Consider the following 26,811-nt stretch of genomic DNA (forward strand, 5'->3'; position numbering starts at 1 on the left):
AATTACCTTAATTTTTTATGAAGTATTGATCTTTTTTATTGAATATCATCCGCCCTTTCAGGCATTTTATCTGTAACTATTTCGTTAATAATCCGACTATTCTTTTTTAGAGTAATTGGTATTGAGAAAATTCTCTACCTAAAAATACTTCTCTACAATGACAAAGAATAATAAAACCAACATATAGTATTGCATAAATACCCCATTGTACCATGAAGAAAACTATTATTTCGTTACTAACAGCATTTTCTATTATAGGAATTTCGGCGCAGGAAAAGTCTTATTTCTTATCAAGTCCCTCATTGAGTCCTGATGGAAAAACAGCTTACTTCGCTTACGATGGTGATATCTGGAAAGCAGATTCCAACGGAGGAAATGCTTCAAGAATTACTGCCCTGGACGGAGAAGAAATCAATCCCCGTCTTTCTCCGGATGGAAAATGGCTGGCATTCAGTTCTAATCAATATGGAAATTATGATGTCTATGTAATGCCCGCAGGAGGAGGAACAATCAAGCAGTTAACCTTCCATACCGGAAGAGACGAAATGGAAAGCTGGGCATGGGACAGTAAAACAATTTATTTTACTTCCAGCAGAAATAATAATTTCGGAAGTTTCAAAACTACAATTGAAGGAAAAACACCTCAAAAGCTTTTCAATAATTATTTTAACAATACCAATGGCCTTGTAGAAACGCCTGCAGGAGAGTATCTTTTCACAAGCTCTTCAGAAAGCGCTCATCAGGTACAGCGTAAACGCTATAAAGGGGAAAACAACCCTGATATTCTGGGATATAACCCAAAAAGCAATTCTTTCAAACAATACACCAACTACGAAGGGAAAGATTTCAATCCAAGCGTAGATAAAAACGGGATTATTTATTTTATTTCAGATGAAAATAATGGAGAGTACAATCTTTATAAACTCGAAAATGGTCAAAAGACTGCTTTAACGCAATTTGATACTTCTATTAAAAAGCCGTTTGTTTCAGCAGATGGATTGAAAGTTATTTTCGAAAAAGATTATCAGCTTTATACTTATGATGTTGCTTCAAAAAGCACTACTCCTCTCAATATCAACCTGAATACCAATAAAACACTGGAGAAAGCACAGAATTTCAATGTGGAAAACAATATTTCCTATTATGATGTATCTCCGGATGGTAAAAAAATGGCGTTCATAAGCCGCGGCACTATATTCGTCTCAGATATTGAAGGAAAATTTGCACAACAGGTTTCTGACGGAAAAGAACGTGCAATGGAGGTAAAATGGCTGAAAGACAACCGCACTTTGCTTTACAGTCAAACTTATAATGGTTACCAAAACTGGTTTACCATTCAGGCAGACGGAAAAGGCCAGCCAAAACAATTAACGGAAGATTTACGCAACAACCGTAACATCACTTTGAATAGTGACCTTTCAAAAGCGGTTTACTTAAGCGGAAGGGATGAAGTACGATTATTGGATTTAAAAAGTCTTAAATCAACAACCATCGTTAAAGACGAAATCTGGGCATTCCAAAATTCCAGACCTTCTTTTTCGCCTAATGATGAATATATACTGTTTTCTGCAAAAAGAAACTTTGAGCTTGATATTTTCATCTATAATATCAAAAAAGCACAGACATTGAACCTTACCAATACGGGTGTTTCAGAGGAGGATCCTGTGTGGTCTCCCAATGGCAAGTATATTTATTTTGCCAGCGACAGAACCAACCCGTCTTACCCTTTAGGCATGCAGAAGTCGAACATTTACCGTATGGCTCTGGATTGGTTTGACGAACCGTTTAAATCTGAGAAATTCGATAATCTTTTTACTGAAGAAAAGAAGGATGAAAAATCTTCCGATAAATCGAAAAGCAAAGAAAAGAAGGCCAAAAAGGAAGACGACAAGGATAAAGAGAAAAAGGAAGAAAAAGAACCAGTAATCAAAGAGCTGAAAGTAAATCCCGAAGATACTCTGGACAGAATTGAGCTGGTTACGGACCGATATGGATATCAGGATGATCCGGCAGTTTTCAATGATGATAAGAAAGAGGTTCTTCTTTTCAACTCCAATCAGGATAATGGAAAAAGACAGTTGTTTAAAAAAGTTTTTACTGATTTTGAGCCCGCTAAATCTGAAAAAGTGTTTGATAAAGCAGCTTATTATCTTACCAAAAATGAGAAAAACCTATTCGCACTGATAGAAGGTAACATCTATAAAACAACCGTAGCAGCTTTAAAACCTGAAAAAATAAGCATCCAGTATAGTTTTGATAAAGATCTTGCATCCGAGTTCACTCAGATGTACGCTGAAGCATGGACAGGTGTGGAGGAAAACTTCTACGACGAAAAGTTCCATGGTATCGACTGGAAGGCCAAAAAGGAGCAGTATGCGAAATACCTTCCGTATGTGCATAACAGAAATGATCTGCGAATTTTATTAAATGATCTCTTAGGTGAGCTTAATTCTTCACACACCGGATTTTCATCCACCGGAAAAGAAGAAACAATGTATCTGAATTATTTCACTAATGAAACCGGAATTATCTTCAAACAAGACCAGCCATACACCGTAGAAAGCATTTTGAGAAAATCTCCGGCTTACCGCTCAGGAGCTGATATCAAGCCTGGTGACCAACTGACTTCCGTAAACGGAAAAAAAGTGGATCCGAATGAAAATATCGAAACATATTTTACAAGTCCGAAAAAACAGGAAGAACTTGTTCTTACGTTCAATCGTGATGGCAAAAATGTGACAACGAAAGTACATCCGATTTCAAACGGAGAATTAAAAGGATTGCTTTACGATGATTGGATCTACAACAATCACCAACGTGTTGACAAGCTTAGCAACAACCGTATTGCTTATTCATGCATGAAAAACATGTCTACTGATGAGCTTGACCGCTTCCTTTTGGATATGGTAGAACAGGAAAACAGAAAAGACGCGGTTATTCTTGACCTTCGTTACAATACAGGTGGAAATGTTCATGACAAAGTATTGAATTTCCTTTCTCAGAAGCCTTACCTACAATGGAAATACCGTGAAGGAAAAATAACTACCCAGCCTAATTTTGCTCCTTCCGGAAAACCTATTGTTCTTTTGATTAACGAAGCTTCATTAAGTGATGCTGAAATGACTGCAGCCGGCTTCAAAGCATTGAAACTGGGCAAAATTATCGGTCAGGACACCTATCGCTGGATTATTTTCACTTCAGCTAAAGGTTTGGTAGACGGATCTTCTTACCGATTACCTTCTTGGGGGACCTATACTCTGGATGGGCAAAATCTTGAAAAAACAGGTGTAAAACCTGACATTTATGTTAAAAATACCTTTATGGACCGTCTTCAGAACAATGATCCACAGCTGGAAAGAGCTGTTCAGGAAATACTTAAGGATTTGAAAAAATAAGAATTAAAAATATTACTCTTATCTTTTTGCACAAATTTTGCTTGATAGTATAATTAATTCTATCAAGCAAAATGCCTTATTTATCAAGGATTTATTTAGAAGATGATCGTCCAAAAGACTTTCCTTTCAGCCTGCCTTTTTTACGTAACGGTTTAGATATTAGGCTAAAAAGCAATGTCACGTTTTTCGTTGGTGAAAATGGAATTGGAAAATCTACTCTACTTGAAGCCATTGCAGACAAATGCAACTTTAATGTAGCTGGCGGAAACCGCAATCATAATTACGACTTTCATAAAACAGAATCTGCACTGTCAGAATATCTTACGCTTTCCTGGCGCCATAAAACTTCTCAAGGTTTCTTCATGAGGGCAGAAAGCTTCTTCAACTTTGCTACTTACATTGATGAAGTAGCCAAAGATGATCAGAGTGTTCTGGATGCATATGGAGGAATATCTTTACACCAACAATCTCACGGTGAAGCTTTTTTATCATTATTCCATAACCATTTCCAACATGGAATTTATATCCTTGATGAACCGGAAGCTGCTTTATCGCCACAAAGACAGCTTTCTTTACTGTCTATTATTCATACATTAGAAAAAACAGGAAAAGCTCAATTTATCATTTCAAGTCATTCACCGATATTAATGAGTTATCCTTCTGCTGAAATTTATTTACTTGACGATAAAATTCAAAAAGTTCATTATAAAGAAACAGAGCATTATCAACTAACAAAGAACTTCCTGGAATCACCGGAACGGTATTTTCAGCACTTATTTGGAGATATTTAGAATTCAACAAAAAATAATCAAAATATTTCTTATTGAATTTCAATACATTTAGTTAAAAGTCTCTTTGAATAAGGGAAAAAACTTGACTGATATTAATATTCCTATTATATTTGCACCACTTAAAACAAAGGAAATTCCTCCTTAGCTCAGTTGGTTAGAGCATCTGACTGTTAATCAGAGGGTCGCTGGTTCGAGCCCAGCAGGAGGAGCTCAATCGAAAAGCCACCAATTTGGTGGCTTTTCTCGTTTTAAACAATTGAAAAACACATAAAAAACACTGAATATCAATCAAAATGAATTGATCTTTTTTTATTTTATCATTTGAAAGTCTTCACAAGAAGTCATTTAAATTTTTATGTTTAATCTTTCAGGACTCAAACTCCTGACATTTAAATATGAAAATAATTTCCTTACATTATTTCACGTATCATTTGACCTTTTGCTTTGTAAAACGATACCAGAAAACATCATCTGTACATTTTAAATTACTGCCCCAAGTAATCAAATACAAGAGAAGTATAATCTCCAGGTCTGAACGTTATAGAACCATTAGGACTGGACTGACCTACCATAATGTAATCTCCTACATTCAAATAAACCGCACCAAGAAGTGTATGGTAAGCATTGGGAGTTGACGCTACATAAGTAGTACTGGCCATTCCAAGAATAGTATTACTGGCAGAAGAAACATAATTTTTATAAATTCTGCTATTTACTGTTCCGGCAATGGTAGAAATTATATTATAAGTTGTAGAGGCAAGAATCTGATAATATCCTGCCTTCAAAATATTCACTCTTCCATTACCAGCATTCTGTAAATAATTAGTATCCAGTTTAGAAGTTACAAAAGTAGGAAAAAATTCACCTGATTGATTGGTAGTATAGATAGTAAATTTAGCAGACAAAACATTAAGAGGAAAGTTTGCAAGTGTGCTCCAGGTTGTACTAGCTCCTGCCCCGCCCGATGTAAGTGCCTGTCCCGCAGTACCGGGATTCCCCACTAATGAAGCATTTCCACCAACATTCAGCTCATTGGTAAGCTGCATCGTTCCGTTTACATGCAAGCTTTTTTGTGGAGTGGTTGTTCCTACTCCCACTCTATTGTTCACAGCATCTACAGAAAGTGTGCTTCCATCTACAGAAAATTGATTGGTACCTGATGTAGCAGTAGAAGTAAACGCCAATGTTTTGTCTTCCTGCGATACTACTCTGTTACCCGCAAGCGTACCATCAGTATTGTAGATATTAGTGTCTATTGCTGAACCAGCCGCTCCTTTTAGTTTTGTCCACACATTGGCCTCGTTAAAGTAATAATAACCTACGGCGTCAATATTTGCAGCGATTCCCGCCTGTGTACCTGTTGCTATATTATTTACATAAATCATTGTAGAGATGGGTATGCCTGTCATACTTTGCGCTCTTTCACGGTCCACTCTTGGGACAAGAAGCCCATCTATGTTACTGGAATTACCTATTGAATTCTTTGCTGTAATATCTAATGTCGCATTGGGTGATGGTGTGTTGATTCCAACCTGCGAGAACGCAGTAAAAGAAGCAAATAATGCTAATGAGAATAATAATTTTTTCATCATTTTTAATTTATAAGTTTGAATGTTATCGGAATAATATAAAAGCTTAGCACAGCTCTTTCTTAATATTATATCTTCCAATTTTTTTGTGTTTTTATTTCTTAGTAATTAACTTTAATACTGAAGAGTGATGCAAGGATTATAACCTACGTTGATTAAAACTATCCCCCAAGGTAAGTAACCGTTATGGGCGTATTAAAACGTTGCCCATTTGAATTATCTCCAATTACCATCCCTGAAGTATCAAAAAAAGGAACAGTAAAATACTCTCCGGCAGTAAAATATGATACAGCAACAAGAGTATGGTAAACGTTTGTGGTTCCTGCTGCATGATAGGTAGAAGCAATTGCAAGAGTATTACCCGTCGTATCTGTCCCGTTTTTTTGAATTTTAGTAGTTGCCGTTCCACTGGTAGATACAATTTGATTAGTTGAAGCAATAATCTTGTAATACCCTGATTTCACAATTGTAATAAAACCAAAGCTTGAAGTTATATAGTTAGCGTCTGCCATTACTTGACTCACCCCTGAAGCGTTAAAAGTAGTAACAGCACCTGTTGTTTTGTAAATATTACCTATGAAAGCTGTTTTAGGAAGACTTGTCCAGGAGGTACTGGCACTAGGTCCGCCAGATGTAAGTATCTGCCCTGCTATACCTGAATTACCAGCTGTTGCAGCATCTCCACCCACGTTTAACTCATTGGTAATCTGCGCTGTTCCATATACGTGCAGATTTTTTTGGGGTACTATAGTTCCTCCTATTCCAATTCTGTCATTTACAGCATTTAAAGAAAGAACAGGTATATTAGAAGGCTGCTTAACAATAGAAAAATGATTGTCTCCTGATGTAGCATTAGAAACAAACGCTAATGTTTTGTCTTGTTGAGCTACGATTCTGTTACCTTGAAGCGTACCATCAATATTATAGATGCTGGTGTCAGCCGCCGAACTGTTAGCTCCATTTAATTTTGCCCATACATTGGTCTCATCAAAATAGTAGTAACCTACGGTATCTATGTTTGCAGCAGTTCCTGTCTGTGTGCCGGCAACAATATCGTTTACATAGATCATGGTAGAATTGGGTACACCTGTCATACTTTGCGCTCTTTCCCGGCTCACTCTTGGGATAAGAAGCCCCTCTACTTTCGAAGAAGTTCCAGTTGTATTTTTTGCGGTAATATCTAAGGATGCTCCTGGTGATGGCGTATAAATGCCAACCTGCGAAAACATAACAACAGGAGCCAGCAAAGCTGGGAGAAATAATGTTTTTTTCATCTTGTGTTAATTTTATTAAAATTGATTTGAATTTTCCCTGTGCTTATTGTTTAGGAAACCACACAATTTTATTGACTAATATTACAATGACAAACAGCATTGTTGCAAAATAATAGATATGACGCGTATGTTACATTTTGTAACCGATTAATAATCAAAAAATTACATGTTACATTGTTTTATTCTGAAATGTTAAAATTTAGACATGTCATATCTTTGTCACATCTGTTTTTGAAATCATTGGAGATAATATTTTGAAGTGAGTAGTTAGATAATTGCCTTCGGAGATACGAAAATTAAAATTTTACAAGAAAATACAGCAAACCAAATAAAATTACCCTAAGAAAACAAAATCTTCATGGAAAATTAACTCCCTTCCGTACCACAAAAGGGACTTATTAAAATTTCACAATGAACTTAAATTTTCATCTGCCATTAATCCTCTGATTCTTATTCATTAAGCATTTAATTTTCTCATTTAATTTTAATAAGCGCGTATATAATTTTCGCTACATTTGCCGTTTTATACAATAGAATAAAAATATTTTATTTTTTTACCTATTTTTTTAATAAACTGCATGCTTTTTGTTTATGCTAATTGCCTGAAGAAACGAATGATGTTAAACAATAACTCCCAAAAACACTATCTTTTATTTTTTTTCCTGATTCTCTCCAGTTCCGTATGCGCTCAAAACCGGGCCAGCGGCAAGATAGTTGACGAAAAAAACAATAAAGAACTCAATAAAGTTGATATTTTTATCAACAATGATAAAACACCTTCCCTGACGACAACTTCAGGTAATTTCACTATTCAGTCAGACAGCATCATTCAAAAGTTAAAATTTTCAAGAAAAGGTTACACTACCGAAACCCTTGACATCACCTCTGAAAATGCTGAAAATATTTTTGTACAGTTATCACAGGCTAAAGTAAGTGACATTCAGGAAATTGTCCTTCAAAGCGGTAAGACAAAATACAAGAACAAAAAAGAAAACCCGGCTTACGCTATCATGCAGAAAGTCTGGGCACGTAAAAGAAACAACGGTCTGGAGAAATTCGACACCTATTCCTACAAAGAATATGAAAAAACCCAGTTTGATCTTAACAATCTGGACAGCGCATTCATGAAGAAAAAGATTTTCAATAAACTGGATTTTATTTTCAGCTATGCAGATTCTACTGCAAGTGGACGATTGGGACTTCCTATTTTCCTGAATGAAGCCGTTTATGAAAATTATGGTAAAAACAGACCGGATAAGGACAGCAAAAGAACATTGGTAGCCCAAAAAACTTCAGGTTTTCAGGACAATCAGGTAATTACCGTTTCTGCTAAAAATCTATACCGTGATATTAATATCTACGACAACACCCTTAACTATTTTGATATTGGCTTTCAAAGCCCGGTTGGAAGTGATGGGTTTAGCACCTATGACTATAGTTTGATGGATACCATTACCATTCGTGGTGAAAAAGCCTTCCAAATCAGATACCAACCAAAGAGAAAAGATATCCTTGCATTTCAGGGAAACCTTTATATCGATACAGATACATATGCCGTTTTAGGGGCAACATTAAAATCAACGCAGAAAATCAATGTTAATTTTGTCAACAGTGTGTATACTCAATTGGAATATGACAACCCTGATGATGAAACATTTCTTCCTAAAAAACTGATTACTGAGTTTGAAATGAGCCCATTTTCAAAGAAGAAAGGATCAAAAAGTATTATCGCCAAAAGGTCGGTAGATTATTCTGAATATCAATTTAATAAACCTCTAGATCCGAAAGTATTCAAACGCACCGAAGAAGAATATGAAGACAAGTTTACCAATAAAGATGATGCATATTGGGTAAAAGCCAGACCTGATACTTTATCCAAAGCGGAACAGGGAGTTTACAATATGCTTGATCAGCTTCAGCAGACCCCGAAATTCAACAGAATGGTAAAACTGTTTGAAACACTTGGCTCACGTTATTATAATGCCTTTAAAGGAATAGATATTGGCCCTATCTTCTCCATTTACGGAAGAAATGAAGTAGAAGGAAACAGAATAAGATTAGGAGCAAGATCCTATTTTGGATTAAATGATCCATGGAGAGTTCAGTTTTATACCGCTTACGGATTCAAAGACCAGCAGTTCAAATATGGTGTTGAAGCACGATATATGTTCAACAGACTCAATCGTTTTATGATTGGTGCAGGAACCAGCAGAGACATCGTTCAGCTTGGAGGGCAGCTTACATCAGGTGACGGAGTTGCATCCCGTTCTTTATCTTCCAGTACATTCTTTGCAAGAGGAGAAAATATTTCCTTAAGTTCTGTAAACCAAACAAGCGTTTTTGCCGCTATTGAACCGTGGAAAAACTTTCAGATAAGAGTAGACGGAATGATGCAGAGCATTAAATCTGCCATTCCGGAGAAATTCAACCTGATGTATTATAAGGATGGGCAGCTGAGACAAACTGTGAATGATTCTCACGTTACTATCAGTTTAATCGCAAAACCAGGAGCAAAATTCTCACAAACCGGAATAGATCGTTATCAGGCTAGAAACCTGGCACCAACCATTGTTTTAAGATATACCAGAGGGATTGAAGGGCTATTCAATGCTGATTTCAATTATGACAAACTGCAGTTCATGTTTAACAAGCCGTTTTTGATTGGAAGCATGGGTAAATTAGTAGTAAATCTTGAAGCAGGAAAGAACTTCAATACTGTTCCTTTGGCGATACAGAATATTATTCCAGCCAATCTTTCATATGGTTTGGTTCCGAATACATTCTCTCAGCTTAACTATTATGAGTTCGTAGCTGATGCTTATACTACGCTTCAGCTGGAGCATCATTTTAACGGGAAGATTCTTTCTTATATTCCATTGATTAAAAAACTGAAACTAAGAGAGGTTGCCTTTATCAGAGGAGCCTACGGAACGCTAAGTGATGCTTCTAAGGCGATTAACGTAGAAGGTTTTAGATACTCTGCACCAAGCGAACATATCTATTATGAGTACGGATTCGGAATTGAAAATATAGGTATCGGAAACCTCAGAATCTTCAGAGTAGATTTCAACTGGAGAGGAAATTATCTTGACAGACCGGATATCTCTAAATTTGGCGTTAAAGCAGGATTTCAGGTAGGATTCTAAATAAAATATATTATAAAACAGGTTCGGCGGCTTCTTTGAAGCCGCCGAATTTTATTTTAGTTTTATAAAAATCAGAAATAATGATTAAAAGCACTCGCAAGGCTCTTCTACATCAAGAAGGCAGCGCATTTTTTGTTCTGGTGTCATACCGCACCAGATATCACATGACCTGATTGGTTTTGGCGGACATAGTCCTAAAGCAGCTCCCCCATTGATTTCTTTAAGGTTCTTCTTTGTTAATTTTTTCAAATTTTTCATGATTATATTTAGTTTTATTTGTTGCCTACTCTCTCTGCTTTTCGGCTTCCGCAATGGTTTTTTATTTGGTTACGAACAAATATATAAATATTTCACTACTACAAGATATTATTTAGCCTTTTTAACTTAAAATAAAAACTGAACCTATTTAAATGTTCCTTTATCCGAAATCTCAAAAAAATTAGGCTTCTATTATTTATTCAAAGCATTCTGTACAGGGTTGTGAAAGCATGCAGTGTGATTTCTGCCATGGAGACCAATTGCACCATTCATCACAGGACTGAAACATAGAAGGACAAACCGCTGCCACTCCTCCGGTTACTTCTTTTAAATTCTGTCTGGTTAATTTTCTTACATTTTTCATAGATATTTTGTTTTAATATTTGCCTACTCTTTATGCTTTTCGGCTTTTGCAACTGATTCATAATTGAACAGTTAGCAAATATAAAATATTTCACGGATAAATGAATACCACGAAAGCCAATAAAAAAAACCTCAGTAAAAACTGAGGTTTTAATTTTTATAAAACGCTTAAAAATTATGCGTTTGGTTCTACAGATACAAAAGATCTGTTGTTTGCTTTCTTTCTGAAAACTACTTTACCATCTACTAATGCAAACAAAGTGTGATCTTTACCGATTCCCACGTTATCACCTGGGTGGTGCTGAGTACCTCTTTGTCTAACAATAATATTTCCGGCAATAGCTGCTTGTCCTCCGAAAATCTTCACACCTAATCTTTTAGAGTGAGACTCTCTACCGTTCTTGGAACTACCGACTCCTTTCTTGTGTGCCATTTTATTACTGGATTATTTATTAAGTGCTTTAAATTGATCAATATTCTTGATGATAGCAGCATCTACTTCTTCATGAGTAAGAATATTTTTTTCTAATTCAACTTTAACTGCTTTACCTAAAGTAATTAAAGTTTCTCTGTTCTCTTTAGACTGAGACAAGTTGTTTTTCTTTAAGTGATAGTTCAATTCGTGATCTTCACCAAAGTTAACAGTTGCGTTGTCTGAAAGAACTTCACCTTTCACAGTTTCTTTTTTAGCAGCAGCTTTTTTAGCTCCACCTTCAAAACCAGTAATACCAGTGATTACGATTTGAGTTAAAGATTGTCTGTGACCGTTTTTCACTTTGTAACCTTTTCTTCTTTTCTTTTTGAAAACGATTACTTTATCAGCTTTTACGTGGTCAAGGATCTCTGCTTCCACAGTGATTCCGTTTACAGCTGGGGCGCCTACAGTGATTGCACCGTTTACAGTAAGAAGAACTTTATCGAAAGAAACTTTTCCTCCTTTATCTCCTTTTAAACGGTTTACAAACAACTTCTGGTCTTGCTCAACTTTGTATTGAAGCCCTGCTATTTCTACAATTGCAAACATTGTTTATAAATTTTTAGTTATTTCGAGGTGCAAATATACATATAAATTTCTAATTAGCTTACAATCAAAGCAATGTTTTTTTAAATAAAATCCTATTCACTATGTTTTGAATAATTTTTTTAAATAATGTACTCACACTTAAGAGATAATTTATTACCTTCGCTCTACCAAATTGAATTTATATATGAAAAGAAACTTTAATCTCTGCTTAGTAGCAGGTGCCATTGCTGTATCTTCATTGACAGCATGTAGTGATGACCAAATGGACAACAATGTTCAAACTCAGCCAGAAACGCTTAGTGCAAAAATTGATCAACCCGGAGATCTTGAAAAAAACTGCTCTTATGTAGACAACAACTGGAGCAACAGCTCTGTTTTAGTGACCGGTCTTCAAAACTCTACGGACACCAATTTTATGAATGCACAAATGACTAAAATTGCAAGTTTATGGGGAAGAAGCAATCCTACGCTGCGATTTGTGAATGATCCATCCAATTTCAATTCAACGTACAATGCGATTTCCTATTCTACAGGAAAAATCTATTATGGATACGCTATCTATTATGATGCAAAAGCAAAAGGCGGTGATATTGTGAATGCGATGATTCTTGCTCACGAATACGGGCACCAGCTGCAGTATATCTTCGGGCTTCCTACGGTAAACGAAAACACAGCAAGACCTAATGAACTTGAAGCAGACGGTTTCGCAGGATATTACCTGAGAAGACCAAACGGTTACAACAAAACCAATTTCTCTGAAATTGCAGCCGCTTACGAGTTTGCTCAAAGCATCGGAGACTATCAGACTACCAATCCCGGACACCACGGAACTCCAGCACAAAGAAGATCAGCTGTACGTTTAGGTTTCCTTTTGGGACAGTATGACCTTAACGCTTCAAATTTCGATTACAACTTCTTCTATTATTATCAGGGAGTATTAAACGGGACTTACAAGATGGCTAAAAACACAGTAAATCCTGAAATTGACGCATACATGAGTCAATATATTGATGAGCTGAGAAAAATTCAGTCAGGAGAAATTTCTGCAGAAGAATTTAAACATCTTAAATAAACGGAAACATTCATTTTTAGCATATTTAAGAAAGGTGGCGGGCAGTATGTTCCGCCCCTTTTTATTTTTACACGTCTTTTTATGTTCTAAAAAATCAATTTGTTTGTATTTTTGAAAAAATAACAAAAGAACACTCAAGTAACTACAATGAACAGAGATCTCTATATTGATTTCGCCAAAGGGCTGGCAACACTTTCCATCATATTTATCCATACAGCATTCTGGTCTGGACAGTTTTATATTCCCGCAGAAGTAAGGGTGTTCTCTCTGGTCTTTGATGTCGCTCTCTTTTATGCGCTCAGTGGTATTACTTCCGGAGCCAATATTGAAAAAACATTGTACCGCCTTCTGAAACTGCAGATCACTTATATGATTTTTGTAACCCTCCTGTTCTTTTTAGATTACTTTTTTAAAGTATTTGGACTCACTTTCTTTTCTATGGAATGGCTCCAGAGTTTTTATTCTACATTTGGATCCAAATATTCTACAACCGGTATTTCAACCTATCCTCAATGGGAAAACCTGGGGAACTGGTACCTTCATCAATACACCAATGCTGATACTTTTCCGGTGGTGATGGGAAGCTTCTGGTATCTTAAAGTATATTATGTGCTCACAGTTTTTGGAGTTCTTATCTTAAGATTCTTTCCCAAACATATTAATTGGTTCATTGGACTTTGCATTGCTTTAACCCTATTATTCAATATCTTCCCGGAATATTACCCAACAGGACAAGTTGGATATGTTGCTTTTTATCTTGCGGTATTCTTAATTGGCCACACAATGCGCGGGAAAAAGATTCCCACCAAATCAATCCCTGTATTATACGGACTTGTGGGGGCTGCTCTTATATGGATGTTCTGGTATTATGGAGGAGATATCTTCTATAAAATCAATAAAAATAAATTTCCACCAAAAATTCCTTATATCATTTGGGCATTATTTTCTCTGGTGACCTTATTCGTTCTTTATAACCGATTGAAAATCACAAAAGAAAATTTCATTACCCATATCGGAAAAAATGCCATTTTCTTCTACTTTGCACAAGGAATCAGTTCTTCATTGGTCTATTTTCTGGTAGTTCCATTAAAAGAAAATATGCCGTGGTGGCTTTTGATGGTCATTATCTATGGGATTAATATCATTTTAGCCTTCATTATTTCTGAAGGACTGAAAAAAGTAGACACTTCAGGCTGGAAGATTCTGGAATTCCTAAGAAGAAAGACCGCATCTTAAGACTTTAATGATCAAATTGAAATAAAGTCACATTTCTTACCTCAATTTGTTTAAATTTACAGAAATTTTACAACATGTTTAAGTTGAAACTACCTACCGATCCAAGGTGGGCAAATATTGCGGAAGGAAACATTGGAGAAATTTTGACAGATCATGCCTGGTGTGAGCAAAAAGCTGCTACCAACGCCATAGGATTGATTACAATGCTTCCGGAATATCCTGAGATTGTGACCGAACTTCTTGCCATTGCACAGGAAGAACTGGATCATTTCAATCAGGTGCATGAGATCATTAAGAAAAGAGGTTTTACTTTTGGAAGAGCAAGAAAAGATGATTACGTGAATGAACTGGCGAAATTTATCGTACAGGGAACAAGAGAAGACCTCATCGTAGACAAAATGCTTTTTGCCGCTATGATTGAAGCCAGAAGCTGTGAAAGATTTAAGGTTCTTACCGAAAACATCAAAGACGAAGAGCTTAAAGTTTTCTACAAAGAACTGATGATTTCTGAAGCCAATCATTATACTACTTTCATCGGATTTGCAAGACAGCTCGGAGATCCGGAAAAAGTAAACAAACGTTGGGAAGAATGGCTGGAATATGAAGCCAATATCATTAAATCCTACGGAAATAAAGAAACGATCCACGGTTAAAATAAAAATAGTAAAGAATACAGATTAATATACATTGAAGAAGCCAAGCTTTGAAAATATCGCCAATTTATTCCTGAAAAATTTTTTTCAGGGATTAGTTATCATTGGTCCCATCGGACTTACCATTTTTGTAATCTGGTATATTGTAAGTGCGATTGACAATCTTGTTCCTTCTTTGGCCAAACAAATTCCGGGGCTTGTTTTTGTATCTATTATCCTGTTTACTGCTATTTTAGGATATTTGGGAAATAAATTCGTGGTTGGAAGATTCTTTTTCGATACCATGGACAGCTTACTGGAGAAAACTCCTGGAGTAAAACACATCTACACTCCTACAAAAGACGTGATGTCTTCATTCGTAGGTGACAAGAAAAAATTCAACGATCCTGTATGGGTAAAAACCAATGAGAATCCGGAAATCTGGAGAATCGGCTTTTTAACCCAAAAAGAAATGTCGGACGTTGACAAGCATAATTACGTTGCGGTATATCTTCCCCACTCGTACGCCATCTCGGGCTGGGTAATTGTTACTGAAGAAAAAAACATCAAACCTGTAGTGGGAATGACAGCTGCTTCTGCTATGAAGTTTGCAGTGAGCGGCGGTGTAGCCGGATTCCATTCTGATGAAAATATATTTAAGGCTCCGGAATAATCCCCTTTTCCGTCTTAATTATACATTGATGAATTTTGAAAAATTATTTTCAAGCACATTTTCTTTACAAACAATTTAAAACATACTTAACTCATGAATTTACCGTACGCGGAACCTTTCCGCATTAAAATGGTGGAAGAAATCTATCAATCCACCAGAGAAGAAAGAGAGCAATGGCTTAAAGAAGCTAATTATAACCTTTTCAATTTAAGATCTTCACATGTTTACATCGACCTCCTTACCGATTCCGGAACCGGAGCAATGTCTGACAGACAGTGGTCTGCTTTGATGACCGGAGATGAAAGCTATGCAGGATCCCGCTCTTTTGAACAATTACAGAAAACTGTGGAAAAAATCACAGGATTCAAATATTTACTACCAACCCACCAGGGAAGAGCTGCCGAAAACGTTCTATTCTCAGTATTGGTTAAAGAAGGTGACGTAGTTCCCGGAAACTCTCATTTTGACACCACAAAAGGACATATCGAAATCAGAAAGGCACATGCCATCGATTGTACGATAGACGAAGCTTTTGATATTAATGACCTCCATCCTTTCAAAGGAAACATCAACCTTGAAAAACTGGAAGAAGTTTATAAAAGCCATCCTAAAGAAAATATACCTTTCTGCTTAATTACAATTACCTGTAATTCTTCCGGAGGACAGCCTGTTTCTTTGGAAAATATGAAAGCTGTAAAAGCACTTTCTGATCAATATGGAATCCCGGTATTCTTTGATTCGGCGAGATTTGCAGAGAATGCTTATTTCATCAAAAAAAGAGAAGCTGGACAGGAAAACAGAAGCATTAAAGACATCTGTAAAGAAATTTTCTCTTATGGAGACGGAATGACCATGAGTTCTAAAAAAGATGGTTTAGTAAACATTGGAGGATTCATTGCTTTGAATAACGAAGAAGTTTTCAGAAAAGCATCGAATTTTACGATCATTTACGAAGGATTCATTACCTATGGAGGAATGGCAGGAAGAGATATGGCAGCATTAGCGGTAGGTCTTGATGAGGCTACCGAGTTTGCTTACCTTGAAAGCAGAATTTCCCAGGTTGAATATCTTGGAAATAAACTGATTGAATACGGAATCCCTGTTCAGAAACCTATCGGAGGGCATGCTGTATTCATCGATTCTTTAAACTTTCTTCCGAATGTTTCCCGTGAAGAATATCCGGCACAGACATTAGGCCTGGAAATTTATAAGGAAGCAGGAATCAGAACTGTAGAAATCGGGACTTTATTGGCAGACAGAGATCCTGCTACAAGAGAAAACCGATACCCGAAATTAGAATTGGTACGTCTGGCAATTCCTAGAAGAACCTATACCAATAACCACATGGATTATATTGCTGCAGCCATCAAAAACGTATATGAAAGACGTGACGAAATAGCAAAAGGATATAAGATCACCTGGGAACCGGAAATCTTAAGACACTTTACTGTTCAGCTTGAAAAAGCTTAATCATAAAACCGGAATTTTTTCCGGTTTTTTTATGTACTATCGTTCAAAAGCTTATTAAACAAGAGTTATCTTATCTTTCCTTACTCTTACTGCTATTCCTTACGTAACACACTTACAATCATTCAGATATTATAAATAAATTTACCTTAATAATAAAAATATACCATTCATATTTTTTTATTATACATTATTTATTATGCTTTTCATTTTATTTTTCATAAAACCAGAATCAAATTAATTCATTTTTTGAAATAGGGAATGTTTTTAATTTTAATTTTGTATTTATCTAAAGGAGACTAAAAAATACTTAGAAAACCAACCTGAAAAATACATTATTCCGAAATGAAGAAAATTGCTGTCGTGGGCGCCGGTATTTCCGGCTTAAGCATGGCGAATTACTTAGAAAAATACAAAATTGATTATCACATTTACGAAAGGAGAAAAAAGAAAGATCTGGCAGGTCACGGCTTTCTCATTCCGAAGGAAGGGATGGATTATCTTTATCAAATAATTGATCCGGATCTTATTCATAGACATGGAAGTTTTCTGAAAAAATACACCCAGTATTCCCATACCGGAAAAATTTTGGCAGAAAAGGAACTGGACAATGTTTTTGCGATTTCAAGACATTCACTCATTGATCTGTTAGCCCAAAATATTTCTCCTGAAAAGATCACCTACGAAGAAACCATTATTCCTGATGATCAGCAGAACGGAAAGCTGAAGCTTTCTGACGGAACGTACATTGATGCAGACATCACTGTCATTTCTGACGGTTCCAGAAGCAGAATCAGAAAACATTTTTTTAAGGATGAATCCATGAGAGTAGTACAGGAAAGCGAAGTAGTGAATATCATTCAAAATAAAGAAATTGCAGATTCTATTAAAGATGACTTTATGAAATTTCATCATGAAGAAGGCGGTCTTACTTTCGGAATCCTTAAACTTTCTGATGATACCGTTCTTTGGTATTCTCAGTTTGATAACCAAAAATATACAATTAATGAATGTTCTGCAGAAAACTTAAGGAAATACATGCTTGAAGTTTTTAAAAACTGGCATCCTTTAGTCCCGGAAATCATACAAAAATCAAACTATAAAAATGTACATTTATGGAGTGTTTATGAATTAGAAAATCTCAATCCTTTTTATCATGAAAACTTTGTATTTATCGGTGATGCAGCACATCCACTGATACCATTTACAAGTCAGGGAGTTACTTCAGCATTGAAAGACTCTTTCTTATTAACGAAATATTTAGTTGAAGAAGACAATATACACAAAGCTTTCAGTAAGTATGAGGAAGAAAGAAAACCTGAAATTGAAGTTCACATCAGCAATGGGAGAATATTGCTTAACCAGTTTTTACTTCCATTAAGCCAACAAACAGAAAATATTATACCCATATCTTATAAATAAATATGTTCACCAATAACGATATCAACTTTGAAGCATTAAAAAGAAAGGCCTATAACGGAAGATGGGCTACTCTGGAAGACGGAATTATCCCTCTTACAGCAGCTGATCCGGATTTCAGAACCGCTCCTGAAATAGAACAGGGTATTATCGAATATCTGAAAGACGGTTATCTCAGCTACGGGCCTTTTTCCGGGCTGCCAGAGTTTAAGAAAAGTGTTGCAGATCATTTTAATCAAGAAAAACACGGAAGCTTTTCACCTGAAAATGTATTAGCTGTAAACAGTGCTGCCCAGGGAATGTTTCTGATCGCTTCCTATGTTCTTAACTCCGGAGATGAAGCCATTATTCTGGACCCTGTAGATTTTCTCTTCAAAAAATCTGTAGAAACAGCAGGCGGAAAAGTAACACTCTGCCCTGTTGATACAATAACAGGAGAAATTGACTTTGAAAAACTGGTTTCATTAATCAATCCCAAGACTAAACTGATCAGCATATGCAATCCACACAATCCGCTTGGAAAGGTTTATTCTAAAGAAGTATTAATAAAAGTGGCAGAAATTGCATCCGCCCATGATCTTTGGGTCATGAGTGATGAAATCTGGAGTGATATTATTTATGATCAAAAAGAGTTCCATACCTATTCTTCCGTTTCAGAGAAGGCAAAGAGAAAGAGCTTTACCGTTTATGGGTTTTCAAAATCGTTCGGAATAGCAGGATTGAGAATAGGAGCGGTGCTGTGCAATGATCAGGATATTCTTGAAGATTTTACTGAGAAATCCAATTTTAACTCGACTATAGAAGGGGTTTCCACTTTATCTCAGATTGCCGGAAGTGTAGCGCTGGAAAAGGCAAAGCCCTGGTATAAAGAGTTTTTAGCCCACTTACAGAACAACAGAGACCTTGCTTTTAGATTATTAAGCCGTTCAGAAATTGTGACACCCAATCTTCCTGAGGCGACTTTTGTACTGTTTCCAAAGATTGAAAACGGAATGACCAGTGATGAATTTGCTCAGCATGTCCTAAAACAAGGGAAAGTAGCTATAGTTCCGGGATCAGAAAGGTGGTTCGGGAAAGGAGCGGAGGGACATATCAGAATTTGCTTTTCTACTTCACAGGAAATTTTAGAAGAAGGAATTAACCGACTCATTACAAGTTTTTTGCATTAATATTTTTCATTGAATTTGAAAATTAAATTATTATTTTTCTCAAATACGTGAAATTTAAATAAAATTTAAGATATTCATAACAAATATTTAATTTTACTATTGATTTAAAAACAAATATTGATAATTTTGATCGAATTACTGCTTAAGATTATCATTATGAGAATAAAATACATCAGCATTTTTTTCCTTGGAGCTACTACCCTTTCCTATGCCCAGCAGGTAAAGGATACTTTGAAAGAATCAAAGATTGACGAAGTAGCCATTACCGGAAGCCGAAACAAAAAAAGAACGGTAGTAAATACACCCGTTCCTATAGACATTATAGACATTAAACAGGTAAGCCAGTCAACGGGACAGGTTGAAATCAACCAGCTCTTACAATTTTCTGCACCTTCTTTCAATTCTAATAAACAATCAGGATCTGACGGTGCTGATGCCGTAGATCCAGCCACTTTAAGAGGTCTTGGTCCCGATCAGACCTTACTTTTGCTAAATGGAAAAAGATACCATCAGTCTTCACTGATCAACCTTTTCGGAACCAAAGGAAGAGGAAACACGGGATACGATATGAATACCATCCCGATTGGTGCCATCAAAAGAGTGGAAGTGCTTCGTGACGGAGCTTCCGCACAATATGGTTCGGATGCTATCGCAGGGGTTATCAATGTTATTTTGAATGACCGGGATAAAGGTTTTGAGGGAAATCTATTCACAGGTATGAACCTTTTTAAAAGCCCGGGAAACAATGATGTGGTTTCTGATCACAAAATAGACGGAACTACCTTTGATTTCAGTGGAAATTTAGGAACTAAAATAGGTTCAAAAGGAGGCTTTGGAAACTTTACTGTAGAATTCATCAATAAAGATTACGCCATCCGAAATGCAAATCCGGATCTATATACAGCCCCAAGACAGCGTTTCGGGGATGCAAAAGCTCAGAATATTTACTTTTTCGGAAACATTGAACTACCACTATCTGATGGTCTGAAATTTTATTCCCGTCAAGGTTTCTCCCATAGAAATACCAAGGCTTATGCCTGGACCAGAACGCCGGATGCAGATGGTAATATTCCTGAAGTTTATCCTACAGGATTTAACCCCATTGAAGACACTAGTATTACAGATTTCACGTTTGACAATGGCTTAAAATTCAAGGTTGCCGATTGGGATGTAGATGTTTACAATGCTTTTGGGAACAACAGATTTACCTACCAGATAGATAATACCATTAATGCTACTTTAGGAATCAAATCTCCTACAAGCTTTAATGCTGGTGGGCATTCCCTGCTGCAGAATACAACTGGTTTTAACGCCGTGAAACAATTCAAGGTACTGGAAGGGCTTAACGTTGCTTTCGGATCGGAATTCAGATATGAAAAATTTAATATCATCAAAGGAGAAGAAGCTTCTTACTCCATGTATGATATGAATGGAAATCCTGTAACACCAAACACTCCTCCAAACCTACTTGTTACCAATCCTTTAAGCGGAAATGTAAGACCAGGCGGATCTCAGGGATTCCCAGGCTATTCCACAGATACCGGAAAAAGCAGAAATAACTTCGCGGCCTATGTAGACACTGAATTGGATGTAACAAAAAACTGGATGATAAGCATTGCCGGAAGGTTTGAAAATTATAATGATTTCGGAAGTACTTTAAATGGTAAATTTGCCACAAGATATGCCATTACTCCGCAGTTTGCCTTCAGAGGTTCCGTTTCTACAGGATTCAGAGCGCCTTCTCTGGCTCAGAAATACTACAGCCAACAGTTTACCAACTTCCAGGGAGGCCAGTTGGTTACGATCCAACTAGCTTCTAATGACAGTAAACTAGCAAGCAGTCTTGGAATTCCTCAATTGAAACAGGAAACATCTGTGAATGGAAGTGCCGGATTTACTTTCAACACAGGAAAATTCACAGCAACTGTAGATGGATATTATATTCGCGTAAAAGACAGAATCGTTCTTACCGGATATTTTGCACAAGCAGACTTGCCGGCAGAGGTTCAGGCAGAGAATCCATTTATCGACCAGGTACAGTTTTTCTCCAATGCTATAGATACGAAAACAAAAGGGGTTGACCTTATCTTAAGCTATAGTGAAAACATCGGTTCTGGAAAACTGACTGCTACTCTGGCTGGAAACTATAATGATATGGAAATTACGAAAATAAATACTTCAGAACAGCTGGCTGGGAAAGAAGATATTTATCTGAGCGCGAGAGAAAAGGCTTTTATCCTTGCTTCGGCTCCAAAAACAAAAGTCAATTTAAACCTTAATTATAAGCTGAGCAAATTTAATGTAAACCTGCAGATGGTAAGGTTCGATAAGGTTACCCTAATTGGCTATGATGGTACGGAACAGCTCTATAATCCAAAAGTAACAACCGACCTTTCTTTTGGCTACGAATTCTGTAAGAACCTGAATCTGACTTTAGGAAGTAAAAATTTATTCAACAGATATCCTACTCTACAGACCACTCAGGTGTCAAGCGGAAATACTGAATCCGGAGGTATTTTTGATCCTGTACAGATGGGATTTGCCGGAAGACAGGTTTTCGCCAGACTTAACTTTAAGTTTTAAGAAATGAAGAAAGCCTGCTTTCATACAAAAGCCTACTGAAAATCAGTAGGCTTTTTCTATTTTTTTGAGATTTTATAAAGCTTTCCGCTGTCTGTGACTGCATACAGATTTCCATCCATTCCGTTCAGCACATCACGGAAGCGTTCTTTTTGATCTGCAAGAAGACGTTCTTCTCCTACTACCTTATTATCTTTCATGATAATTCTGTCAATATGTTCGCCACTCAGGCATCCGATAATAAGATTTCCCTTCCATTCCTCGATATTTCCTGTATAGAAAGTAATCCCGCTTGGTGAGATCACAGGATCCCAATAGTATACAGGCTGCTCGGTTCCTTCTTTTTGGGTAATTCCTTTTCCTACTTTATCTCCGGAATATTCAATTCCATAGGTTACATCACCCCAGCCGTAATTTTTTCCCGGTTGGATCAGATTGATTTCATCACCTCCTCTTGGTCCCATTTCCACATCCCAAAGATTTCCATTAGGGTCTATTGCCATACCTTGAGGGTTTCGAACACCGTAAGCATAGATTTCAGGTTTATGGCCGGATTTTCCTATAAAAGGATTTCCCGGAGCCGGTTTCCCATCTTTTGTAATCTTTAAAATTTTCCCAAGATAATTATCTGTTTTCTGAGCATATACACGGGTTACTTTATCTGATCTCTCTCCTGTACTGACAAATAAATGTCCATCTTTATCAAAAGCAAGACGACTTCCATAATGCTTATCTCCATCATAAGAAGGCTCTGCACGAAAAATAACTTTTACTTCTGAAATATTTTTAAGACCTGCCGATAGCTTACCTTTTGCTACAGAGGTTAAGTTTCCTTTCCCAAATGGTTCTGAGAAAGTGAAGTAAATAGTATTATTGGTTTTAAAATCAGGATCAAGAGCTACATCCAGCATTCCTCCCTGCCCTTTTGAATCTACTTTTGGAAAACCTTCTATTTTAGACACCTGTTTTCCGTCTGTGGAAACAACATTCATAGAGCCTTTTTTATCTGTGATAAGGAATCTTCCGTCCGGTAAATTGATAATACCCCAGGGTCTTCCCAAATCTTTATTCAATATTTCTACGGTATAGGCTGTTGTTGTCTTTACTGCTTTAATTCTTGTCTGTCCTTTAAAAGCAGGTTTGTTGTCAGAATTAGGATTTTCTGTCTCAACACTTCCGTCGTTCCCAGTCTTCTGAGCATTTGCATGATTCTCTTTGCATGAGGATAAAAAAAGAAAAAAGCTTACTACAGGAATATAAAATTGATTGATTTTCATATTATTATGATTAGGTTTTATAGAACGAATGGAAAAATAATGCCATAAAATCTGCTCTAAAATAGTATTCTTTGGAGAGAACTGGAAAATTTGCTTTCAAAAAAGAGTAGTAAAGCCTCTTAACACTTTTCAATCTGTTAAAATTTTATTATCAAAATATTCATCTCCAAAACATTATACTGCCTAATAATTTCTTTCGTATTTTTGTTATATACATTCTTTTCTATGGATTTTAAGCTTCAATCAGAATATAAACCTACCGGAGACCAGCCTCAAGCTATTGAAAAACTTACCGAAGGAATAGAAATCGGTGAAAAATATCAAACGCTTCTTGGGGTAACAGGTTCTGGAAAAACCTTTACTGTTGCAAATGTTGTAAAAAATGTACAACGTCCAACCTTAGTACTGGCACACAATAAGACTCTTGCCGCGCAGCTCTTTATGGAATTTAAAGAATTTTTCCCGGAAAATGCCGTGGAATATTTTGTCAGCTACTATGATTACTACCAACCTGAGGCGTATATTGCCACAACAGGTACCTATATCGAGAAAGATCTGAGCATCAATGAAGAGGTAGAAAAACTGCGTCTTTCTGCTACTGCCAGCCTTCTTTCAGGAAGGAGGGATGTTTTAATTGTGGCTTCTGTTTCATGTATTTATGGTATCGGGAATCCTACGGAATTTCATAAATCACTAATTTCTATAGCGATAGGTGAGAAAGTGACAAGAACAGCACTTTTGCACTCACTGGTTAATGCTTTGTATGCCAGAACACTCAATGAATTCCAAAGAGGAACATTCCGTGTGAAAGGCGATGTAATTGATGTTTTCCCTGCTTACGCTGATAATGCGATCAGAATTCAGTTTTTTGGAGATGAAATTGAAAAAATCCAAAGTTTTGACCCTGTTACGGGAAATGTAGAGGATAATTTTGATCAAATACAGATTTACCCTGCTAATCTCTTCGTAACATCGAAAGAAACTTTAAATGGTGCTATTAAAGATATTCAGGATGACATGGTAAAACAGGTTGACTTCTTTAGTTCTGTTGGAAAACCATTAGAAGCAAAACGTCTTCAGGAAAGAACAGAACTGGATCTTGAAATGATCAAAGAATTGGGTTATTGCTCTGGAATTGAAAACTATTCAAGATATCTGGATGGCCGTCTTCCGGGAACAAGACCTTTCTGCCTGATTGACTATTTCCCGAAGGACTTTTTGATGGTCATCGACGAGAGCCATGTTACTGTTCCACAGGTTCATGCCATGTATGGTGGTGACCGAAGCAGAAAGGAAGCATTAGTGGAATATGGTTTCAGGCTTCCGGCAGCAATGGATAACAGACCTTTAAAGTTTGAAGAATTTGAAGCCATTCAGAATCAGGTTATTTATGTTTCCGCAACGCCTGCAGATTATGAACTGGAAAAAACAGGTGGAGCTTATATTGAGCAGATTATCCGACCGACAGGACTTCTTGATCCAATTATTGAGGTGAGACCTTCATTAAATCAAATTGATGACTTAATGGAAGAAATCCAGAAAAGATCTGATGCTGACGAAAGAGTGCTTGTGACTACTTTAACGAAGAAAATGGCAGAAGAACTTACCAAATACTTCACCAAATTCGGAATCAGAACAAGATACATCCACTCAGATGTTGAAACGTTGGAACGTATTCAGATCATGCAGGATCTTCGTTTAGGTCTTTTTGATGTCCTTATCGGCGTCAACTTATTAAGAGAAGGGTTAGATTTACCAGAAGTTTCATTAGTTGCCATTCTGGATGCTGATAAAGAAGGAATGCTGAGAAGCAGAAGATCTATGATCCAAACCGTGGGACGTGCCGCAAGGAATGTAAACGGAAAGGCAATCATGTATGCCGACAAAATCACAAAATCTATGCAGGCTACTTTGGATGAAACCGAATATCGCCGTGCAAAACAAATGCAGTATAATAAAGATAATGGAAAGAAACCTACAGCTTTAAATAAAAAGATTTCTGAAAATCTTGTTGGAAGAAGTAAGGATTTTCCTGATCAGAAATATACTCAAAAAGAAATCATGCAAAAAGTGGCCGAGACAAAGGCAACTTATGCAAATGAAGATATAGAGAAAATGATTGAGCAAAAGCAAAAAGAGATGGAAGCTGCAGCTAAAAATCTTGATTTTATTAAAGCAGCTAAGCTGAGGGATGAAATTTTAGCTTTGAAAGCTTAAAAGAATTGATATAAAAAAGTTTCGGCGGCATCTTTGATGCCGCCGAAATTATATATTGAGATTGTTTTATTCTATAATCCGGTTCTTACCGCTTTCTAAAAAATATAAAAAATTCTATGGAAAACTCATCATAAATAAAAAATGAACTAGCATATTAGGAGTTATTATTTTATTAAACATAAAATATATTAGAAAAAAGAAAATTATGAATAACACAAAAAAAATGCAAAAAAAAATAAAACAATATAAAAAAATCATTAAATTTAAGGTCAGAAAAACAACAAAATGATGAAAAAAGCAGTACAATTATACTTCTTTTTATTTGCTATTTTCTATAGCTATGCCCAAAGTAATGCAACCCGTTTCTTTTACGAACTGTCGTTTAAACCTAAAAAAGATTCCTCTATAATGTTATTTGTTGGTTTATTTCTAAAACAAAAAATAAAATACGTATTATTCATTTTAGCATTCATATTCCATTTTCTTATATTTTTAATTCATGGATTAGGTACTTTTTGGATTTCAATGACAGGATGTCTGATTTTATACTGTTTTGATCCGACAATTACTATGAAAAAAAATATCATAGAAATTAGAAAAGTATTTTCAAGCTATAAAAAGACTTTATTATTATCTGAAAAGACATAATTATGAAAACACAAATTCTCAAATTCCCGATATTACTTCGATTTTTGTCTATTGTACAGTTTATTGTTGTATTAACAATTTGTTTAAAAGGTGATGAATCTCGTAATACAATATATTTTATTTCTATATTGTCATTAATTGTCATTTTAATATTGCTGTTTTCAAAACTTAAAATTATTGTTGATATGAATAATATAAAATATTCTTTTTTTCCATTTATTCCTTTTTATAAAATTTTAAATAAAAAAGATATAAAAAAAGCTTATATCGGTAATCTTATTGATTTCTATTCCACCATTGGATGGGGAATACGCTATTCCAGAAAGTATGGTTGGGGTTATATTTTAGATTCTGAAAAAGTTATTTATATTGAACTATATTCTGGAAAGAAAGTTCTATTGAGTATTAAAAATGAGGATGACTTTTTATTATACTTAAATGTATAACTCTTCTACTATTTAATTGTCTAATAGATATTTAATAAATCGGGAAAGCATTTAAATTAAGAGATGAAATTTTAGCTTTGAAAGCTTAAAAAAATTGATATAAAAAAGTTTCGGCGGCATCTTTTAATCCGCCGA

At 35.9% G+C, this 26,811-nt stretch carries 21 protein-coding genes and 1 tRNA gene; 15 read left to right on the forward strand and 7 right to left on the reverse strand.

Features of this window, described 5'->3' with window-relative positions; all coding sequences use genetic code 11:
* Window positions 1-212: 212 nt before the first annotated feature.
* The 3 genes from ACM6F9_RS21415 to ACM6F9_RS21425 all read left to right on the forward strand — a co-directional run bounded on the left by ACM6F9_RS21415 (window position 213) and on the right by ACM6F9_RS21425 (window position 4,395).
* Window positions 213-3,395, forward strand: coding sequence for a S41 family peptidase (locus ACM6F9_RS21415; RefSeq protein WP_414847539.1), 3,183 nt, complete (start codon window positions 213-215; stop codon window positions 3,393-3,395).
* A 71-nt stretch (window positions 3,396-3,466) separates the two neighbouring features.
* A complete protein-coding gene (locus ACM6F9_RS21420) occupies window positions 3,467-4,186 on the forward strand; it encodes an AAA family ATPase (protein ID WP_414847540.1) in 720 nt (239 codons plus the stop codon).
* 135 nt (window positions 4,187-4,321) lie between these two features.
* Window positions 4,322-4,395 (forward strand) — tRNA-Asn (locus ACM6F9_RS21425).
* Between the two features lie 276 nt (window positions 4,396-4,671).
* Here ACM6F9_RS21425 and ACM6F9_RS21430 read toward each other — a convergent pair.
* Window positions 4,672-5,775, reverse strand: a complete 1,104-nt coding sequence (locus ACM6F9_RS21430) for a hypothetical protein (protein WP_414847541.1) — start codon at window positions 5,773-5,775, stop codon at window positions 4,672-4,674.
* A 161-nt stretch (window positions 5,776-5,936) separates the two neighbouring features.
* A complete protein-coding gene (locus ACM6F9_RS21435; protein ID WP_414847542.1) occupies window positions 5,937-7,049 on the reverse strand; it encodes a hypothetical protein in 1,113 nt (370 codons plus the stop codon).
* 617 nt (window positions 7,050-7,666) lie between these two features.
* On the opposite strand from ACM6F9_RS21435, the gene ACM6F9_RS21440 reads away from it, so the two are divergent.
* Complete coding sequence (locus tag ACM6F9_RS21440) at window positions 7,667-10,195, forward strand: DUF5686 family protein (protein WP_414847543.1); 2,529 nt, start codon at window positions 7,667-7,669, stop codon at window positions 10,193-10,195.
* 84 nt (window positions 10,196-10,279) lie between these two features.
* Here ACM6F9_RS21440 and ACM6F9_RS21445 read toward each other — a convergent pair whose 3' ends face one another.
* The 4 genes from ACM6F9_RS21445 to rplU form a co-directional block, all read right to left on the reverse strand.
* On the reverse strand, window positions 10,280-10,453 hold the full coding sequence (locus tag ACM6F9_RS21445) for a bacteriocin-like protein (protein WP_165790559.1): 174 nt from the start codon (window positions 10,451-10,453) through the stop codon (window positions 10,280-10,282).
* 196 nt (window positions 10,454-10,649) lie between these two features.
* Complete coding sequence (locus ACM6F9_RS21450) at window positions 10,650-10,817, reverse strand: bacteriocin-like protein (RefSeq protein WP_414847544.1); 168 nt, start codon at window positions 10,815-10,817, stop codon at window positions 10,650-10,652.
* A 174-nt stretch (window positions 10,818-10,991) separates the two neighbouring features.
* Window positions 10,992-11,249 carry a 50S ribosomal protein L27 gene (rpmA, locus tag ACM6F9_RS21455; protein ID WP_027372929.1) on the reverse strand — a complete coding sequence of 86 codons (258 nt, stop codon included), beginning with the start codon at window positions 11,247-11,249 and terminating at the stop codon, window positions 10,992-10,994.
* Window positions 11,250-11,261: 12 nt separating this feature from the next.
* Window positions 11,262-11,840, reverse strand: coding sequence for a 50S ribosomal protein L21 (gene rplU, locus ACM6F9_RS21460; protein WP_076597840.1), 579 nt, complete (start codon window positions 11,838-11,840; stop codon window positions 11,262-11,264).
* 184 nt (window positions 11,841-12,024) lie between these two features.
* Here rplU and ACM6F9_RS21465 point away from each other — a divergent pair, with 184 nt between their 5' ends.
* The 8 genes from ACM6F9_RS21465 to ACM6F9_RS21500 all read left to right on the forward strand — a co-directional run bounded on the left by ACM6F9_RS21465 (window position 12,025) and on the right by ACM6F9_RS21500 (window position 22,091).
* Entirely contained in the window at window positions 12,025-12,912 is an 888-nt protein-coding gene (locus ACM6F9_RS21465) for a metalloprotease (RefSeq protein ID WP_414847545.1), read from the forward strand.
* A gap of 147 nt (window positions 12,913-13,059) precedes the next feature.
* Window positions 13,060-14,148 carry an acyltransferase family protein gene (locus ACM6F9_RS21470; RefSeq protein ID WP_414847546.1) on the forward strand — a complete coding sequence of 363 codons (1,089 nt, stop codon included), beginning with the start codon at window positions 13,060-13,062 and terminating at the stop codon, window positions 14,146-14,148.
* A gap of 74 nt (window positions 14,149-14,222) precedes the next feature.
* Entirely contained in the window at window positions 14,223-14,801 is a 579-nt protein-coding gene (locus ACM6F9_RS21475; protein WP_414847547.1) for a tRNA-(ms[2]io[6]A)-hydroxylase, read from the forward strand.
* 34 nt (window positions 14,802-14,835) lie between these two features.
* Window positions 14,836-15,453, forward strand: coding sequence for a DUF502 domain-containing protein (locus ACM6F9_RS21480; RefSeq protein ID WP_047377240.1), 618 nt, complete (start codon window positions 14,836-14,838; stop codon window positions 15,451-15,453).
* Between the two features lie 93 nt (window positions 15,454-15,546).
* A complete protein-coding gene (locus tag ACM6F9_RS21485) occupies window positions 15,547-16,923 on the forward strand; it encodes a tryptophanase (protein ID WP_414847548.1) in 1,377 nt (458 codons plus the stop codon).
* Between the two features lie 342 nt (window positions 16,924-17,265).
* The gene (locus tag ACM6F9_RS21490; protein ID WP_414847549.1) at window positions 17,266-18,342 is read left to right on the forward strand and encodes an FAD-dependent monooxygenase; all 1,077 of its coding nucleotides are present in this window, start codon (window positions 17,266-17,268) and stop codon (window positions 18,340-18,342) included.
* 2 nt (window positions 18,343-18,344) lie between these two features.
* Entirely contained in the window at window positions 18,345-19,508 is a 1,164-nt protein-coding gene (locus tag ACM6F9_RS21495; RefSeq protein WP_414847550.1) for a pyridoxal phosphate-dependent aminotransferase, read from the forward strand.
* Between the two features lie 156 nt (window positions 19,509-19,664).
* On the forward strand, window positions 19,665-22,091 hold the full coding sequence (locus ACM6F9_RS21500; RefSeq protein ID WP_414847551.1) for a TonB-dependent receptor plug domain-containing protein: 2,427 nt from the start codon (window positions 19,665-19,667) through the stop codon (window positions 22,089-22,091).
* A 56-nt stretch (window positions 22,092-22,147) separates the two neighbouring features.
* On the opposite strand, the gene ACM6F9_RS21505 is transcribed toward ACM6F9_RS21500, so the two are convergent.
* Window positions 22,148-23,365 (reverse strand): PQQ-dependent sugar dehydrogenase, encoded by a 1,218-nt coding sequence (locus ACM6F9_RS21505; RefSeq protein WP_414847552.1) that lies wholly within the window; start codon window positions 23,363-23,365, stop codon window positions 22,148-22,150.
* Between the two features lie 225 nt (window positions 23,366-23,590).
* Between ACM6F9_RS21505 and uvrB the strand changes: the two genes are divergently transcribed.
* The 3 genes from uvrB (at window position 23,591) to ACM6F9_RS21520 (ending at window position 26,676) form a co-directional block, all read left to right on the forward strand.
* On the forward strand, window positions 23,591-25,582 hold the full coding sequence (gene uvrB, locus ACM6F9_RS21510) for an excinuclease ABC subunit UvrB (RefSeq protein WP_414847553.1): 1,992 nt from the start codon (window positions 23,591-23,593) through the stop codon (window positions 25,580-25,582).
* A 288-nt stretch (window positions 25,583-25,870) separates the two neighbouring features.
* Window positions 25,871-26,230: a hypothetical protein gene (locus ACM6F9_RS21515; RefSeq protein ID WP_414847554.1), complete on the forward strand. Its 360-nt coding sequence runs from the start codon at window positions 25,871-25,873 to the stop codon at window positions 26,228-26,230.
* A gap of 2 nt (window positions 26,231-26,232) precedes the next feature.
* On the forward strand, window positions 26,233-26,676 hold the full coding sequence (locus ACM6F9_RS21520) for a hypothetical protein (protein ID WP_414847555.1): 444 nt from the start codon (window positions 26,233-26,235) through the stop codon (window positions 26,674-26,676).
* Window positions 26,677-26,811: the final 135 nt, after the last annotated feature.

Origin of the sequence: Chryseobacterium sp. IT-36CA2 (assembly GCF_949767875.1) — a bacterium.
GTDB lineage: Bacteria > Bacteroidota > Bacteroidia > Flavobacteriales > Weeksellaceae > Chryseobacterium.

Bases quoted from the DNA above. Each gene is read 5' to 3' on its own strand.
- uvrB (WP_414847553.1), top strand. From the start codon at position 23,591: ATGGATTTTAAGCTTCAATCAGAATATAAACCTACCGGAGACCAGCCT.
- ACM6F9_RS21445 (WP_165790559.1), bottom strand. From the start codon at position 10,453: ATGAAAAATTTGAAAAAATTAACAAAGAAGAACCTTAAAGAAATCAAT.
- ACM6F9_RS21465 (WP_414847545.1), top strand. From the start codon at position 12,025: ATGAAAAGAAACTTTAATCTCTGCTTAGTAGCAGGTGCCATTGCTGTA.
- ACM6F9_RS21420 (WP_414847540.1), top strand. From the start codon at position 3,467: ATGCCTTATTTATCAAGGATTTATTTAGAAGATGATCGTCCAAAAGAC.
- ACM6F9_RS21500 (WP_414847551.1), top strand. From the start codon at position 19,665: ATGAGAATAAAATACATCAGCATTTTTTTCCTTGGAGCTACTACCCTT.
- ACM6F9_RS21475 (WP_414847547.1), top strand. From the start codon at position 14,223: ATGTTTAAGTTGAAACTACCTACCGATCCAAGGTGGGCAAATATTGCG.
- ACM6F9_RS21520 (WP_414847555.1), top strand. From the start codon at position 26,233: ATGAAAACACAAATTCTCAAATTCCCGATATTACTTCGATTTTTGTCT.
- rpmA (WP_027372929.1), bottom strand. From the start codon at position 11,249: ATGGCACACAAGAAAGGAGTCGGTAGTTCCAAGAACGGTAGAGAGTCT.
- ACM6F9_RS21470 (WP_414847546.1), top strand. From the start codon at position 13,060: ATGAACAGAGATCTCTATATTGATTTCGCCAAAGGGCTGGCAACACTT.
- rplU (WP_076597840.1), bottom strand. From the start codon at position 11,840: ATGTTTGCAATTGTAGAAATAGCAGGGCTTCAATACAAAGTTGAGCAA.
- ACM6F9_RS21440 (WP_414847543.1), top strand. From the start codon at position 7,667: ATGTTAAACAATAACTCCCAAAAACACTATCTTTTATTTTTTTTCCTG.
- ACM6F9_RS21430 (WP_414847541.1), bottom strand. From the start codon at position 5,775: ATGAAAAAATTATTATTCTCATTAGCATTATTTGCTTCTTTTACTGCG.
- ACM6F9_RS21415 (WP_414847539.1), top strand. From the start codon at position 213: ATGAAGAAAACTATTATTTCGTTACTAACAGCATTTTCTATTATAGGA.
- ACM6F9_RS21485 (WP_414847548.1), top strand. From the start codon at position 15,547: ATGAATTTACCGTACGCGGAACCTTTCCGCATTAAAATGGTGGAAGAA.
- ACM6F9_RS21505 (WP_414847552.1), bottom strand. From the start codon at position 23,365: ATGAAAATCAATCAATTTTATATTCCTGTAGTAAGCTTTTTTCTTTTT.
- ACM6F9_RS21450 (WP_414847544.1), bottom strand. From the start codon at position 10,817: ATGAAAAATGTAAGAAAATTAACCAGACAGAATTTAAAAGAAGTAACC.
- ACM6F9_RS21490 (WP_414847549.1), top strand. From the start codon at position 17,266: ATGAAGAAAATTGCTGTCGTGGGCGCCGGTATTTCCGGCTTAAGCATG.
- ACM6F9_RS21435 (WP_414847542.1), bottom strand. From the start codon at position 7,049: ATGAAAAAAACATTATTTCTCCCAGCTTTGCTGGCTCCTGTTGTTATG.
- ACM6F9_RS21495 (WP_414847550.1), top strand. From the start codon at position 18,345: ATGTTCACCAATAACGATATCAACTTTGAAGCATTAAAAAGAAAGGCC.
- ACM6F9_RS21515 (WP_414847554.1), top strand. From the start codon at position 25,871: ATGAAAAAAGCAGTACAATTATACTTCTTTTTATTTGCTATTTTCTAT.